12 protein-coding genes and 1 riboswitch are annotated in these 14,526 nt (G+C 65.8%); of the genes, 7 read left to right on the top strand and 5 right to left on the bottom strand.

Features of this window, described 5'->3' with window-relative positions; genetic code table 11:
- Positions 1–76: 76 nt before the first annotated feature.
- Positions 77–268, top strand: a riboswitch (cobalamin riboswitch).
- A gap of 110 nt (positions 269–378) precedes the next feature.
- The 6 genes from Q0S16_RS15520 to Q0S16_RS15545 all read left to right on the top strand — a co-directional run bounded on the left by Q0S16_RS15520 (position 379) and on the right by Q0S16_RS15545 (position 8,508).
- Positions 379–834 carry a DUF1636 domain-containing protein gene (locus Q0S16_RS15520; RefSeq protein WP_295849809.1) on the top strand — a complete coding sequence of 152 codons (456 nt, stop codon included), beginning with the start codon at positions 379–381 and terminating at the stop codon, positions 832–834.
- Positions 831–1,364 carry a bifunctional adenosylcobinamide kinase/adenosylcobinamide-phosphate guanylyltransferase gene (gene cobU / locus Q0S16_RS15525; protein WP_295849812.1) on the top strand — a complete coding sequence of 178 codons (534 nt, stop codon included), beginning with the start codon at positions 831–833 and terminating at the stop codon, positions 1,362–1,364. Before Q0S16_RS15520 ends, cobU begins: the two co-directional genes overlap by 4 nt.
- 2 nt (positions 1,365–1,366) lie before the next feature.
- A complete protein-coding gene (cobW, locus tag Q0S16_RS15530; protein ID WP_295849813.1) occupies positions 1,367–2,380 on the top strand; it encodes a cobalamin biosynthesis protein CobW in 1,014 nt (337 codons plus the stop codon).
- 145 nt (positions 2,381–2,525) lie between these two features.
- Entirely contained in the window at positions 2,526–6,404 is a 3,879-nt protein-coding gene (gene cobN / locus Q0S16_RS15535; RefSeq protein ID WP_295849815.1) for a cobaltochelatase subunit CobN, read from the top strand.
- On the top strand, positions 6,401–7,024 hold the full coding sequence (gene cobO, locus Q0S16_RS15540; protein WP_295849817.1) for a cob(I)yrinic acid a,c-diamide adenosyltransferase: 624 nt from the start codon (positions 6,401–6,403) through the stop codon (positions 7,022–7,024). The genes cobN and cobO overlap by 4 nt, the downstream gene beginning before the upstream one ends.
- A complete protein-coding gene (locus tag Q0S16_RS15545) occupies positions 7,024–8,508 on the top strand; it encodes a cobyric acid synthase (RefSeq protein ID WP_295849818.1) in 1,485 nt (494 codons plus the stop codon). Before cobO ends, Q0S16_RS15545 begins: the two co-directional genes overlap by 1 nt.
- Here the strand turns inward: Q0S16_RS15545 and cbiB are convergent.
- On the bottom strand, positions 8,481–9,452 hold the full coding sequence (cbiB, locus tag Q0S16_RS15550) for an adenosylcobinamide-phosphate synthase CbiB (protein ID WP_295849820.1): 972 nt from the start codon (positions 9,450–9,452) through the stop codon (positions 8,481–8,483). The genes Q0S16_RS15545 and cbiB overlap by 28 nt on opposite strands.
- Position 9,453: 1 nt before the next feature.
- The gene (locus Q0S16_RS15555; RefSeq protein WP_295849823.1) at positions 9,454–10,338 is read right to left on the bottom strand and encodes an ABC transporter substrate-binding protein; all 885 of its coding nucleotides are present in this window, start codon (positions 10,336–10,338) and stop codon (positions 9,454–9,456) included.
- Here Q0S16_RS15555 and cobD point away from each other — a divergent pair.
- Positions 10,330–11,322: a threonine-phosphate decarboxylase CobD gene (gene cobD / locus Q0S16_RS15560; protein WP_295849824.1), complete on the top strand. Its 993-nt coding sequence runs from the start codon at positions 10,330–10,332 to the stop codon at positions 11,320–11,322. The two genes, Q0S16_RS15555 and cobD, sit on opposite strands and share 9 nt — an antisense overlap.
- A gap of 12 nt (positions 11,323–11,334) precedes the next feature.
- On the opposite strand, the gene Q0S16_RS15565 is transcribed toward cobD, so the two are convergent.
- The 3 genes from Q0S16_RS15565 to Q0S16_RS15575 form a co-directional block, all read right to left on the bottom strand.
- Positions 11,335–12,117 (bottom strand): ABC transporter ATP-binding protein, encoded by a 783-nt coding sequence (locus tag Q0S16_RS15565; protein WP_295849826.1) that lies wholly within the window; start codon positions 12,115–12,117, stop codon positions 11,335–11,337.
- On the bottom strand, positions 12,114–13,142 hold the full coding sequence (locus Q0S16_RS15570) for an iron ABC transporter permease (RefSeq protein ID WP_295849828.1): 1,029 nt from the start codon (positions 13,140–13,142) through the stop codon (positions 12,114–12,116). The genes Q0S16_RS15565 and Q0S16_RS15570 overlap by 4 nt, the downstream gene beginning before the upstream one ends.
- On the bottom strand, positions 13,136–14,526 hold a 1,391-nt coding region (locus Q0S16_RS15575; protein ID WP_295849830.1), incomplete at its 5' end, for a TonB-dependent receptor. The genes Q0S16_RS15575 and Q0S16_RS15570, both read right to left, overlap by 7 nt.

The following is a 14,526-nucleotide window of genomic DNA, read 5'->3' on the forward strand; positions in this document are numbered from 1 at the left end:
TAACTGACGTATCCGGCGGGATCAGGTCAACAGCCGCGGGCCGCCGCCGCCGTGGTTGACCGCGGACACCCCGCCCGGTAGCGTCGTTATCGATGGTCCTTCCGCGTGGAAGGTGAATAGGGAAGCCGGTGCGAGTTCGCTCCAAGCCGGCGCTGCCCCCGCAACTGTAAGCGACGAGCCTTTGCCGGTGCCACTGGGATTTCCCGGGAAGGCGGCAAATGGCCTGGACCCGCGAGCCAGGAGACCTGCCATCAACAACTGTGCTTTGAAGGCGTCGTCGGGGCGGGGTGCACCGGACGGGAGCGAGCGCAATGGCCATGCCGTTGCGCGCGACCCAACAAAGCTCGCGGCCATACAAGGCCTTGATGTGAGCAGATGATGGATCGCGACAGCGCCCCCGGGCCGTCGGAAATGTGTGTCGAGGAGTTGCCGCGCAGCGATGCGCCGGGCGGCCCTGTGGTCGTCAGCGTGTGCATCAGCTGCAAGGCGGCTGATGGCAGCGGCGTGATGGTCGGTCCCGACATGTTGGGCGCGGTCAAGGCTGCGCTCGGCGACAGCGATGCCGCCGTGATGGTTCGGCCGGTGCAATGCCTCAGCGTCTGCAAGCGGCCGGCGACGGTCGCGGTCACCAGCCCGGACGGTTACACGTTTCTGTTCGGCGACCTGCAGACCGAGAGCGGCACCGCAGCATTGGTCTGCTTTGTGCGGTCCTATCAGAAGGCCGATTACGGGCTGGTGCCATGGCGCGAGCGCGCCGAGGTGTTGCGAAAAGGCATGGTGGCACGGGTGCCGCCGATGCGCTGGTCGCCCGATGACGGGCGTGCGCCGAAATGACCGCGCTGCCCACTACGCTGGTGCTCGGCGGTGCTCGCTCCGGCAAATCGCTGTTTGCCGAGCAATTAATCCATCACAGCCATCTGACACGCATCTATCTCGCCACCGCGACCGCCGGCGACGATGAAATGTCAGCCCGGATCCGGCAGCACAAGAGCCGGCGCGGCGATGGCTGGACTACCATCGAGGAGCCGCTGGCGCTGGTCGATGCGCTGACCCGGGAGTCGGCGCATGGCCGCGCGGTGCTGGTGGACTGCCTGACGCTGTGGCTGTCGAACCTGATGTTCGCCGGGCGTGATCCGGAAATCGAGGCGCGCCGTCTGACAAGATTTCTCGGTGTCGCGCGCTATCCGATCGTGTTCGTCTCCAACGAGGTCGGCATGGGCCTGGTGCCGGAAACGCCGCTCGGCCGTGATTTCCGCGATGCGCAGGGCCGCCTCAACCAGATCGTCGCGGCCGCCGTGCCGCAAGTCGCCTTCATCGCAGCCGGGCTTCCGCTCTGGCTCAAGCGTCCTTCTGAGGAGTTCTAAAAATGTCCCGCGTTCCCGTCACCGTGCTCACCGGCTTTCTCGGCGCCGGCAAGACCACCTTGCTGCGCTCCTTGCTGACCCAGGCCGATGGTCGCCGTATCGCCGTGATCGTCAACGAATTCGGCGACGCCGGCTTCGATGGTGGCCTGGTCGAGGAATGCGCGGCGAACGCCTGCGCGCCCGGCGATATCATTGAGCTCACCAATGGATGCATCTGCTGCACTGTCGCCGATGATTTCATCCCGACCATGGACAAGCTTTTGTCGCGCGACATTCCGCTCGACGCCATCGTGATCGAGACCTCCGGCCTGGCGCTGCCGCAACCGTTGCTGAAGGCCTTTGCGTGGCCGGCGGTGAAGACCCGCGCCACCGTCGATGGCGTTGTCACCGTGGTCGATGCGCTGGCGCTATCAGAAGGCCGCGTCACGCTGGACGAGGACGCGGTCGCGGCCCAACGCGCGGCCGACGAGGGCATCGAGCATGACGACCCGATCGAGGAAGTATTTGAAGACCAGCTCGCCTGTGCTGATCTGGTGGTGCTGTCGAAGAGTGATCTGGTCTCGCCGGCGCAACTCGCCGAGATTGAGACCAAGTTGAAGGCGATCCTGCGCCCCGGCGTCGGCATTGTCCGCTCGAAGGGCGAGCTGGCCCCCGCGGTATTGATCGGACTGAACGCCGCGGCCGAGGACGACATGGCGGCGCGCGTCGGGCATCACGGTGAAGAAGAGGAGCACGACCATGATGATTTCGACAGCATCGTGGTGACTCCCTCGGCCGCGGCAAGCGTCGATGCGATGCGGGCCCGGATCAGCGAAGCGCTCGGTCTGGAAGGCGTGCTGCGCGTCAAGGGCCATGCCCGCATCACCGACAAGGCCGCGCCGATCGTGGTGCAGGCGGTCGGCAGCCGCGTCGAACTCGCGTTTGCGCGCCCGGACGTGAAGCAGGCCGAGCATCTGGTGGTGATAGGCTTGAAGGGATTTGACGGCGACGCGGTGCGCCGCGCGCTGGCAGGCTAAGCGCAACAGCCTATCCCCGTCATTGCGAGGAGCGAAGCGACGCGGCAATCCAGAACCACAAGCACAGAAAGAGCTGGATTGCTTCGTCGCGAGGGCTCCTCGCAATGACCGCCGAGAGGTCGTTTAAAAATATATTCGGAAAAACATGCATCTCAAGCTCGATCCCAGCGGCAGTATTGATGACGGCGACGTCGCCCGCGATCTCGGGCAGGCTTCGGCCGACATCGTCATGCTGTCGGCGGCGGACAGCGACCTGGCGTCGTTCCACGCCGCGCATGCGGCGCTGCCGTCGGACTTTCCGAGCCTGCGGCTGACTAACCTGCTGGCGCTCGGCCATCCTTCCTCGGTCGATCTCTATGTCGAACGGACGTTGGCCAACGCAAAGATTGTCGTGCTGCGCATGCTGGGCGGCATCGGCTACTGGCCGCATGGCGTCGAGAGCCTGCGCAGCGACGCGCTGCGCCGTGGCGCCATGTTCGTCTGCATTCCCGGTGAGATGTACTGGAATGCCGAACTGGCGGCGCGAGGCACGGCCGACAGCGTAGCCACCCAAGCCATGTGGCGCTATTGCAGCGAAGGCGGCATCGACAATGCGCAATTGGCGCTGCGCCTCGCGGCGTCCCTGATCGGGCATGGCGACGCGCCGCCGGCGGCGCGGCCGATGCCTTCGGCCGGGTTCTGGCCGGGAGAACCGACGGCGGACGACCGTCCCAACGCCGTCGTAATCTGCTACCGCGCGCTGGTCGCCGGCGGCGATACCGCGGCGATCGAGGCGCTTCGCCGCGCCCTCGAGGCGCGCGGCCTCAACGCCGTCTGCATTTACGTCGCCAGCCTGAAGGACGAAGGCTCCGCCGCGTTCCTGCGCGGGGCTCTCGCGGCGCATCCGGCCGATATCATCATCAACGCCACCGCGTTTGCGACGGCGACCGCGCTTGATGATGCCGGCGTGCTGGCGGCATCGGGCTGTCCAATCCTGCAGGTCGCGCAGGCCGGTACCTCGCGCGCCGCCTGGGAAGCCTCGAGCCGCGGCCTGACACCGCGCGATCTGGCGATGCATGTGGTACTGCCGGAAGTTGACGGTCGCATTTTTGCCAATGCCATCGCTTTTAAGGAACGCGGCGACAGCAGCACCGGCTTCGCGCCGGTCACCTTCCAGCCGGTGCCGGACCGGATCGATGCGACGGCCGATCTGGCGCGGGCCTGGGTGCGCCTGCGCCGTGCCGCCGCGCCGCGTCGCCGCGTCGCGCTGGTGCTTGCCAATTATCCGAACCGCGATGGTCGCCTTGGCAATGGCGTTGGCCTCGATACGCCGCAAAGCCTGATCGACGTTGTCGCGGCGATGCGCGGCGCCGGTTATGCCGTCGACGATGCGCCGCGGGACGCGGCTGCCATGATGGCGCTGCTGCAGCAGGGCCCAACGAACGCGCTCGACATTCATGATCGTCATTGCGAGAAGCCCTTGCGACGAAGCAATCCAGTTCTTCCTTCACTTGACGCCTCTGGATTGCCGCGTCGCTGCGCTCCTCGCAACGACGTGGAGGGAACCGGGCGGGCCGCTCGCGTCGGTGGAACGACATGGCCACTGATGGATTACAAGACCGCCTTTGCCAGGCTTCCCGTCAATGTCCGCGATGCCGTTGAAGCGCGCTGGGGCAGGGCGGAGAACGATCCGCACGTCGTCGAAGGCGCCTTCCGGCTCGGGCTGCATCGCTTTGGCAATGTCGTGGTCGGCGTGCAGCCGGCGCGCGGCTACAACATCGACCCGAAGAGCACCTATCACGATCCCGATCTGGTGCCGCCGCATCATTACCTCGCCTTCTATCTCTGGCTGCGGCGCGACTTCGACACCCATGCGATCGTGCATCTCGGCAAGCACGGCAACCTCGAATGGCTGCCGGGCAAGAGCGCCGGACTTTCCGCCGACTGCCTGCCCGATGCGGTGCTGGGGCCGCTGCCGCATCTCTATCCCTTCATCGTCAACGATCCGGGCGAGGGCATTCAGGCCAAGCGCCGCGCCGCGGCCGTGATCATCGATCATCTGACGCCGCCGATGACCCGCGCCGAGCTGCATGACGATCTGGCACGGCTGGAAAACCTGGTCGACGAATATGCGCTGGCTGCCGATCTTGATCCGAAACGCGCGGCCTTGATCGCCGAGGACATCCTGTCGATGGCCCGCGCGCAGCGGCTTGACGCTGATGTCAACATCACGCGCGATACGCCGGCCAACGACGCGTTGCGCGCGCTCGACGCGCATCTGTGCGATCTCAAGGAAATGCAGATCCGGGACGGGTTGCACGTGTTCGGCCGGACGCCAGAAGATGCTCAGCGTAACGATCTGCTGGTCTCGATCGCGCGGTTGCCACGCTCGGAGACGACGCCGCAGGACGCGTCGTTGCATCGAGCGATCGCGGCGGATCTGGGCTTGGGCGATTTCGATCCGCTGACGCGCGATCTGGCGCTGGATTACGAGGGGCCGCGGCCAGCATTGCTAGCCCATATCAGCGATGCGCTATGGCGCACGACAGGCGATACCGTCGAGCGCATCGAAGCGCTGGCGCTGCGACTGGTCTCGAATGTTTCGGACAGAGCGCCGTCGTCCTCCCCTCTCCCTTTAAGGGAGAGGGGAGGAGAGTGCGCGGTCGCTGAAGAAGATTGGCCCGCCACCTCCGCCGTTCTTGCCTGGATCTCCATCACCCTGCGTCCCGCTATCGATGCCTGCGGCGCGGCTGAAATGAGTGCCTTTCTCACCGGCCTCGATGGCCATTTCGTCCGTCCCGGTCCCTCCGGCGCGCCGACGCGTGGGCGGCCCGACGTGCTCCCCACCGGGCGAAATTTCTTCGCCGTCGACGTCCGCGCGGTGCCGACGCCATCGGCTTGGCGGATCGGGCAGCTCGCCGCGGAGCGGCTGGTTGAAGGCTATTGGCAGGAGGCTGGCGAATGGCCGCGCGCGATCGCGCTATCGGCGTGGGGAACGTCCAACATGCGCACCGGTGGCGACGATGTCGCGCAGGCGCTGGCCTTGATCGGCGCGCGTCCGCTGTGGGAGGAAACCTCCGGCCGCGTCACCGGCTTCGCCATCATACCGCTGTCGGAGCTGAAGCGTCCGCGCGTCGATGTCACCTTTCGCGTCTCCGGCCTGTTTCGCGACGCCTTCCCGACCCAGATGGATCTGATCGGCTCCGCGGTCGCGGCGATCGCTCTGCTCGACGAGCTCGACGAGGCCAATCCGATTGCCGCCAATGTCCGCGCCAAGGCCATGGCGTTGCAGGCCGCCGGCATGAGCGATGAAACCGCGCAACGTCAGGCCGCGCGTCGGGTGTTCGGCTCGAAGCCGGGCGCCTATGGCGCGGGGCTGCAGGCCTTGATGGATGAAGGCGGCTGGGACAAGCGCGCCGATCTCGCTTGCGTCTATCTCGACTGGGGCGGCTATGCCTATGGCAGCGGTGGCGAAGGCGAGGACGCGCGCGGCGACTTCGCCGAGCGGCTCAAGAGTATCGATCTGGTCGCGCAGGCCCAGGATAATCGGGAGCACGACATTCTCGACTCCGACGACTACTATCAGTTCATCGGTGGTCTCGTCGCGACGGTGCAGACGCTGCGCGGCACCGCGCCCCGCATCGCTCATATCGACACCTCGCGGCCGGAGGCGCCGGTGTCGCGGCCGCTGAGCCATGAAATCTCACGCGTGGTGCGCGGCCGCGCCGCCAATCCGAAATGGATCAGGGGCGTGATGCGTCATGGTTACAAGGGCGCGTTCGAGATCGCCGCCACCGTGGACTATCTGTTCGGCTTTGCCGCCTCGACCGACGCGGTGTCGAACCACCATTTCGATCAGCTGTTCGCGTGCTATCTCGAAGACGAGGTGGTCCGCGACTTCATGCATGATGCCAATCCCGCGGCGCTGCGTGAGACCGCCGCGCGCTTCGCCGAAGCGATCCGGAGGGGATTGTGGACCCCGCGCTCGAACCGCGCCGCCGACCTGATCGCCGAACTGCTGCCGACAAGCAAGGAAATCGCATGACCGACCTTTCGCCCGACGACGAAAATGCGAAACACAAGATCAAGGCGGCGAAGCACAAGGCCGCGCGTGACAAGATCATGGCTACCAAGGTAGGCGAGAAGGGCCTGCTGATCGTCCACACCGGTACCGGCAAGGGCAAGACCTCGGCCGCGCTGGGCATGGTATTCCGCCATATCGGCCACGGTTATCCGGTCGGCGTGGTGCAGTTCACCAAGTCGCCGGAATGGGACACCGGTGAGGCGCGGCTGCTGAAGACGTTTCCGGATCTGGTGACGCTGCACATCATGGGTGAGGGCTTTACCTGGATTACCCAGGACCGCGAGCGCGACATCGCCGCCGCCACCGCCGGCTGGGAGCGCGCCAAGGAAATGATCCGCGACGATCATCACCGCATGGTGCTGCTGGATGAGCTCAACATCGTGCTGCGTTACGACTATCTCGACCTCGAGCAGGTGCTGACATTCCTGCGCGAGGAGAAGCCGGCCGACAAGCACGTCGTCATCACCGGCCGCAATGCCAAGCCGGAACTGATCGAGATGGCGGACCTGGTCACCGAGATGACGTTGATCAAGCATCCCTTCCGCGCCGGCGTGAAAGGCCAGAAGGGCATCGAATTCTGATGCCTGTAACCCCGGCGCTGATGATCCAGGCGACCGGCTCCAACGCCGGCAAGTCGACGCTGGTCGCCGGGCTGGCGCGGGCGCTGGTGCGGCGTGGCTTGAAGGTGGCGCCGTTCAAACCGCAGAACATGTCGAACAATGCCGCTGTCGCGGTCGATGGCGGCGAGATCGGCCGCGCGCAGGCGGTGCAGGCGCGCGCGGCGCGGCTGCCGCCGAGTGTGCATATGAATCCGGTGCTATTGAAGCCGGAGACCGACACTGGCGCGCAGATCATCGTGCACGGCCAACGCTGGGGCACATTGCGCGCAAAAAACTATCTGGAAAAGAAGGCGCTGCTGTTGCCGGCCGTGCTGGAAAGTTTCGCGCATCTCGCCCGCGAGGCCGATATCGTTCTGGTGGAAGGCGCGGGTTCGCCGGCGGAGATCAATCTACGCGCCGGCGACATCGCCAATATGGGTTTCGCCACGGCGGCGAATGTGCCGGTGCTGCTGGCGGGCGATATCGACCGCGGTGGCGTGATTGCCAGTATTGCCGGCACCCATCTGGTGCTGCAGCCGGAAGAGCGGACGCGCATCCACGGCTTCATCATCAACAAGTTTCGCGGCGACCCGCGCTTGTTCGACAGTGGCCTCAGCGCGATCACCGGGCTGACCGGTTGGCCGTCGTTGGGTGTCGTGCCCTGGCTGCCGCAGGCGGCGTGGCTGCCGGCGGAAGACGCGGTGGATCTGGATCGCACGCACGCGTCATCGGCGACGCGCATCATCGCGGTGCCGGTGTTGGCGCGGATCGCCAATTTCGACGACCTCGATCCGCTCGGCATGGAGCCCGGCGTGAGGCTAGTGTTCGTGCGGCCGGGCGAGCCGATCCCCGGCAATGCCGATGTCGTGATTCTGCCCGGCTCGAAATCCACCATCGGCGATCTGGCTTATTTGCGCGCGCAGGGCTGGGACATCGACATCAAGGCCCATGTCCGCCGTGGTGGCCATTTGCTTGGCCTGTGCGGTGGCTACCAGATGCTGGGCCGGACGATTAACGATCCCGACGGCGTCGATGGATCGCCCGGCACGGTCGACGGCCTCGGGTTGCTCGATATCACCACCCTGATGAGCGCCGACAAATCCACCACGCTGATCTCGGGCACGCATTGCGCGACCGGGGCGGCGATCGAAGGTTACGAGATCCATCTCGGCCGCAGCGAGGGCGCGGATTGCGCGCGACCATTGCTGACGATCGACGGCCGTTCCGATGGCGCGGCATCACCCGACGGCCGTGTGCAGGGCACCTATGTGCATGGCCTGTTCACCGGCGACGCGTTTCGAAAGGCCTGGCTGGCCAATCTCGGCATCGCCTCGACGCTGGCCTATGAAACGCGGATCGAGATAGCGCTCGACGCGCTCGCCGATCATTTCGAAACTCATCTGGACGTCGACCAGATGTTGAAGATCGCCCGCAGCCGTCAGAGCAGCAACGCCAGCGCGGCATAGACGATCGCCTGCAACAGGCACGCCGCCGCGAACAGGTTCAGCGCACGGTCGATATCATTCGCGGAGGCTTCCTTGCGGGCTTCGGGATAGAGCCAGGGCTCGTTGACCTCGCCTTCGGCGTAACGCCTCGGCCCGGACAGCGCGATGCCGAGTGCGCCGGCCATTGCGCTCTCCGGCCAGCCGGCATTCGGTGAGCGATGATGCGCGGCGTCGCGCCACATGATCCGCAACGCGGTGGTGATCGATCCCTGAACGACTGGCGCCACCAGCGCCACCAACACGCCGGAGCATCGCGCCGGGATCAGATTGACGAGATCATCGAGCCGTGCCGCGGCCCATCCGAAATTTTCATGGCGCAGGCTACGATGGCCGATCATCGAATCCGCAGTGTTGATCGCCTTGTAGGCGATCAGGCCGGGCAGGCCGAGCAGCGCCAGCCAGAACAGCGGCGCCACGATGCCGTCGGAAAAATTCTCGGCGGTGGATTCGATCGCCGCCCGCGATACGCCGGCCCTATCGAGTTGCTCCGGATCGCGCCCGACAATCATCGCGACCTTGGCTCGCGCAGCCTGGAGGCCGCCTTCGGAAAAAGCATCGCGGACGCGGGCGACATGCTGGTACAGGCTGCGCTGCGCCAGCAGCACCGAGGCAAGGAAGCCCTCGACGACAACGCCACCCCAACTTTGCCTCAAGAGCTGATCGAGAACGAAACCGATCACGCCGGCGCCGGTGACCAGCAAAACCATCGTGCCGACACCCGCCAGTTGGCGTTGCGTCGGTGACCACGCTTCGCGGTTAAGCCGTCGATCGAGCCAGCCGATGGTATTGCCGATCCACACCACCGGATGCGGCAACCGCCGCCAGATGAAGTCGGGATCGCCGATCACCGCATCGAACAGGATGGCGACGACGACAAGCCACAGCGCATGGTCGGCGATTAGCACGTCAGCGCTCCACGCGTTCGAGTTCGGCTGCCAGCCGGTCGAGCGCCTCGGCCAGCATCGGGCCGCCGCAGTTCATTAGCCGTTCCGGGATCACGAGCCGCTTCGAGGGTGGATAGAAGCCCTGCAGCGCCGGATGCAGCAGGAAGGCGCGACCCTCATCCTCGGCAAAATTGTCGCCTTCCGACAGCAACAGAAAATCCGGTCTCGCCGCAACAATTACTTCCAGCGACGCAAAGCCGCCGCCGCGCAGGCCGAGATCCTTTGCCGCGCTATTCAGTCCGACGGCCGCCAGCAGCGCACCGGTCAGGCTGTCGCTGCCGGACACCCAGCCGCGCCGCGACAGCGCCAGCACGCGATAGGCTTTTTTCGCCGCGACGGCGCGGGCGCGTGCAATCGCGGCATCGAGTTTGGCGATCTCGGCGACGGCGCGGTCGGGATGCTTCACGACGTCGCCCATCCGCAGTATCTGCTTCCTGACGTCCTCCATCGAGCGCGGCACATCGAATTCGGTGACGTTGAGGCGCTTGTCCTTCAGCAGTTCGCGGGTTGCGCGCTTGGTGTAGCGGCCGGCGACGACGATATCGGGCTTCAGCATCAGCACGTCTTCGGCCTCGCCGGAAAGCCGAGGAAATTGAGCAGCCCGGGCGGCATCCCAGGAACGTGTCTTATCCCGGGAATAGGGGCTGAGCCCCAAAATCTGCTCGGGATCGGCGAGCGTCATCAGTAACTGGTCGGTGCATAGATTGATCGAGGCGATGCGCGGCAGATCGGCGGCGAAGATTGGCGTTGCCAACGTCAGACCGAGCGTGGCGATCAACGCGATGAAGGTTGGTCGCAACCCCTCGCTCTGGCCGCGGGATGATGGCATGAAGCGGACATGAAACATGGCGGCGATCTCAGCGAGGCGATGGCGCATTCTGGCGGCGATGCCGCGGCGTGGCTCGATCTGTCGACCGGGATCAATCCCTGGTCGTGGCCGAGCAGCGGAGTATGGCCTGATGCCGTCTGGCAGCGGCTGCCGTCTCGTGCGGATGAAGCAGCGCTGCTGGGTGCGGCGCGGGCCGCCTATCGCGTACCCGCTGGCACCGACCTTGTCGCGGCCGGGGGCACCCAGGCGCTGATCCAGTTTCTGCCCTATCTCGCAGCGCCCGGACCGGTGGCTATCGTCGGGCCGACCTACCATGAGCACGCCGCGGCCTGGCGCGACGCCGGGCACCAAGTGATCATGATCGACGATTTCGCCGCGTTGCCCGGCAACGTCATTCACGCCGTCATCGTCAATCCCAACAATCCTGACGGGCGTATCGCCGGTCACGCCGCGCTCGCCGAGGTCGCCGCGGAACTGCGGCGGCGCGGCGGCTGGCTGGTGATCGACGAGGCCTTTGCCGATGTCGATCCGGCGAGCAGCGCGGTGGCGCTGTGCGAGGCAGGGCCGATCGTGATCCTGCGTTCGTTCGGGAAGTTCTATGGGCTGGCCGGATTGCGGCTCGGCTTTGCGATTGCCGAGCCGGCCATCGCGCAGCGCATTGCTGCCGCGCTCGGCCCGTGGGCGGTCTCCGGTCCCGCGCTGCGGATCGGCGCCGATGCGCTGGGCAATGAGGCATGGAGCGAACGCATGCGCGCGGCGCTGACGCGCCAGGCGCGGCGGCTCGACGCGGTGCTGACAGAGGCCGGTTTCGAGATTGTCGGCGGCACCTCGCTGTTCCGGCTGGCGCGGCATCGTGAGGCTTTGAAGCTTCATGCTGCTCTGGCGCGACAGCAGATCTGGTGCCGAAGGTTCGATTATGCCGAGGACTGGCTGCGCTTTGGCTTGCCGCCAGATGATGCCGCATTGCAGCGGCTCGCTGCCGCACTGAAATCCATCGTTTAAGGGCGGCATCGCTCAGACTCCTGCCCAGGGCAGGATCACCGTCTCGCCTTGATGGTCGGCGCGATAGGCGGATATCCGGAACACCTCAGCCATGATCTTGTCTGACAGCGCCTCGGACGGCGGGCCCTGTGCAACCAGCCGACCGTCCGACATCACCAGCGCGGTATCGGCAAAGCGCGCAGCGAGGCCGAGATCATGCGTCACCACGATCACCAGTACGCCGTCGTCGGCGACTCGTCGCAGGTTGGTCATGACGTCGAGCTGGTAGCGCGGATCGAGCGAGGCGGTCGGCTCGTCGGCCAGCACGATCGGCGCTTCGACCGCGAGCACCCGCGCCAGCGCGACGCGACTGCGCTCGCCGCCGGACAATTCGGTGACGCGGCGCGCCGCGAACGGCATCACGTCGGTGGCCTGCATCGCGCGCAGCACGGCGGCCTGGTCGGTCGGTGACAAGCGTGCGGGATCGGTGCCGCCATGCGGATAGCGGCCGAGCGCGACCACATCGCGGACGTCAAGCGGCCAGTGCACCACATGGCCCTGCGGCAGATAGCCAAAACGCCTGGCGCGCTCGCGCAGTGACAGCGCAGCGAGTTCATCGCCGCCGACGTGGATGGTGCCGGTAGACGTCTGCAGGCCGGCGAGTGCGCGCAGCAGCGTGGTCTTGCCGGCGCCGTTGGGCCCGACCAGCGCGACCAGATGCTTGGGCTGCAGGGACAATGAGACGTCGTGCAGCACCTCGAGACCGGACAGCGAGACGCCGAGATGGCTGGCGGTGAGCAGAGCGGGGCCGCTCATGCGATGCCTCCGCCGAGCGCGCGGCGCTCGCGCACGATCAAATAGAGAAAGAACGGCACGCCGATGATCGAGGTCAGCACGCCGACCTTGATATCGGTGGTGGAGGGAATGATCCGCACCGCGATGTCGGCGGCTAGCAGCAGCGCCGATCCGGTCAGCGCGCTCGGGATCAGCAGACGACCGGGATCGTGCCCGATCAGCGGCCGCATCAGATGCGGCGCGATCAGGCCGATGAAGCCGATGGTGCCGGTGACAGCGACCGCGCCGCCGACGCCGAGCGCGACGCCGATGATCACCAGCAGCCGCAGTCGGCCGACATCGACGCCGAGGCTCTGCGCGGTTTCCTCGCCAAGGCTGAGTGCACGAAACGCTGAGCGCTGGCTCATCAGCAGGATCGCGCCGGCGGCGATGAAGGGCAATGCGAGCTGCACATGGCGAAAGCTGCGGTCCTCCAGCGAGCCGAGTAGCCAGAACGCGATCTCCAGCGCGGCAAACGGATTGGCCGACAGGTTCATCACCAGCGCCGTCGCCGCGCCCGCGAGGCTGGAAATCGCCAGTCCCGCGAGAATCAGCAGCAACAGTCCGGCACTGCGGCCAGCAATGCTGAGCAACACAAAGACCGAGACGAAAGCCATGGTAATGCCGGCCACCGGCAGCGCCCAGGAGCGCACATCCGCCCAGCCCAGCGAGATCATCAGCACGGCGCCGAACGCCGCGGATTGCGGCGCTCCAAACAAAGACGGCGAGGCGAGGGGATTGCGCAGCAATCCCTGCAGGGCCGCGCCGGAAAGTCCCAGAATCGCACCGATGGCGAGGCCGAGAATGGCGCGGGGCAGGCGGATTTCGCGCACGATGGTCTGCTGAACGTCGCTGCCACCGCCGAACAGCGCGTCGAGTACGGTGAGTGGCGAGAGTTTCACCGGGCCAGTTCCGAGCGAGCCCAGCGCCAGCAGCGTCACCAGCACGGCGAGCGTGGCCGTGGTCACGACGAGTGGCCGCCGCGTCGAGGGTGCCAGTTTCACCATGTGGCGTTGACGCCGGCATAGGCCGCCGGTCCGGTAGTTCCGAAGTTCAGGACTTCCTGATAGTGCGCGTTCAAGATGTTCTCACCGCGGGCAAAGACCTTCCAGTTGGCGTCGAGTCTGTATTCGCTATAGAGGTCGACGCGGGTATAGGCATCGACCTGGCCAACCTGGTTGGCGCTGCTGTAGCGTTTTGACACCGTGGTGACGCGGGGCTCGATCGTCCATTTGTCCGTCGGCGTGATGGTGAGCGCGAAACGTGCGAGGTTCTTCGGACGCCGCGCCAGGATCGCGCCGTTCGACAGGTCGATGGCGTGCAGATAGGTGTAGGCCATGTTGAGTTTCACCAGACCCGGCAAAATGTCGACGTCACCGCCGAGTTCGAGACCGCTGGTCTCGGCGCGGGCGACGTTGATGTAGCAGCCGATAGTCTGGGTCGCGAGACAGGGATTTCCGACGGTGGTCGGCGATACGAAGTTGATCAAATTGCTGTAGTCGGTGACAAATCCGGTCAAGGAAATAATGACGCGGCCGTTGAACAGCGACTGGTCTATGCCGGCGTCGTAGCCGAAATTGGTTTCGGAAACCAGCGACGCCGTGCCGTTGTCCGGCGAATATAATTGAAACAGCGTCGGCGCCTTGGCGCCGGTGCCGACACTGGCGCGCAGCTTGGTGGCGGTTTCGAAAATATTGTAGGCCGCCGTGCTGCGCCAGGTCTCGAAACGCCCCGAATTGTCGAGATTGCGCGGGCGATCGCCGGCGGTCGCCACATCGTCGACGCGGCCACCCATGGTGATGTTGAGGCGCTCGCCGATCGGCAGCGACCACAGCGCAAATAGCGAGTTGGTTTCCTGTGCGGCGGCCACCACCGGTGTCAGCAGGCCGCGCAGCGGCTGGATGGCCGTCGTGTAGGTCTGCGCGGTCTCTCGCTGGGTACGGGCGCCATATACCAGTGATCCGAGTGGCCCCAGTTTCAGCGTCGCCTGATATTCGGCGCCGACGCTGTCACCGATATAATCGGAGATCGTGGAGGTCGTGTTCCGCGGCAGCGTATTGGTCTTGTAGGAGACGTCGTTGAATGAACGCTCGACATGGGTATCGAACACGTTGATGCTGTGCGTGAGGATGCCTTCGAGCGTATCGACGGTGGCGCGGGCCCAGACCTGCCGCAGCCGCTTGGTCGATGCGGACGGCGTATCCGGAAAGCTGCCGGTGGCGGCGTCATAGGCCGCGCGCGTGTAGGAGGCCAGATAGCCGGTCTCCAGCCTGACGCCTTCGCCGGCATCGTAGCCGATCCGCGCCGAGCCGCCGAGCCGGTCGTAGCCGTCGTTTTCCAGATTTGGAAACCGGGCTTCGAGCGCCGGGATGCGATAGCCGTAGCGGGAAA

The sequence above is a fragment of the Tardiphaga sp. genome, from assembly GCF_025356345.1.
GTDB lineage: Bacteria > Pseudomonadota > Alphaproteobacteria > Rhizobiales > Xanthobacteraceae > Tardiphaga.

Bases quoted from the DNA above. Each gene is read 5' to 3' on its own strand.
- cobN (WP_295849815.1), top strand. From the start codon at position 2,526: ATGCATCTCAAGCTCGATCCCAGCGGCAGTATTGATGACGGCGACGTC.
- Q0S16_RS15545 (WP_295849818.1), top strand. From the start codon at position 7,024: ATGCCTGTAACCCCGGCGCTGATGATCCAGGCGACCGGCTCCAACGCC.
- Q0S16_RS15565 (WP_295849826.1), bottom strand. From the start codon at position 12,117: ATGAGCGGCCCCGCTCTGCTCACCGCCAGCCATCTCGGCGTCTCGCTG.
- cobD (WP_295849824.1), top strand. From the start codon at position 10,330: ATGAAACATGGCGGCGATCTCAGCGAGGCGATGGCGCATTCTGGCGGC.
- Q0S16_RS15570 (WP_295849828.1), bottom strand. From the start codon at position 13,142: ATGGTGAAACTGGCACCCTCGACGCGGCGGCCACTCGTCGTGACCACG.
- Q0S16_RS15555 (WP_295849823.1), bottom strand. From the start codon at position 10,338: ATGTTTCATGTCCGCTTCATGCCATCATCCCGCGGCCAGAGCGAGGGG.
- cobU (WP_295849812.1), top strand. From the start codon at position 831: ATGACCGCGCTGCCCACTACGCTGGTGCTCGGCGGTGCTCGCTCCGGC.
- Q0S16_RS15520 (WP_295849809.1), top strand. From the start codon at position 379: ATGGATCGCGACAGCGCCCCCGGGCCGTCGGAAATGTGTGTCGAGGAG.
- cobO (WP_295849817.1), top strand. From the start codon at position 6,401: ATGACCGACCTTTCGCCCGACGACGAAAATGCGAAACACAAGATCAAG.
- cobW (WP_295849813.1), top strand. From the start codon at position 1,367: ATGTCCCGCGTTCCCGTCACCGTGCTCACCGGCTTTCTCGGCGCCGGC.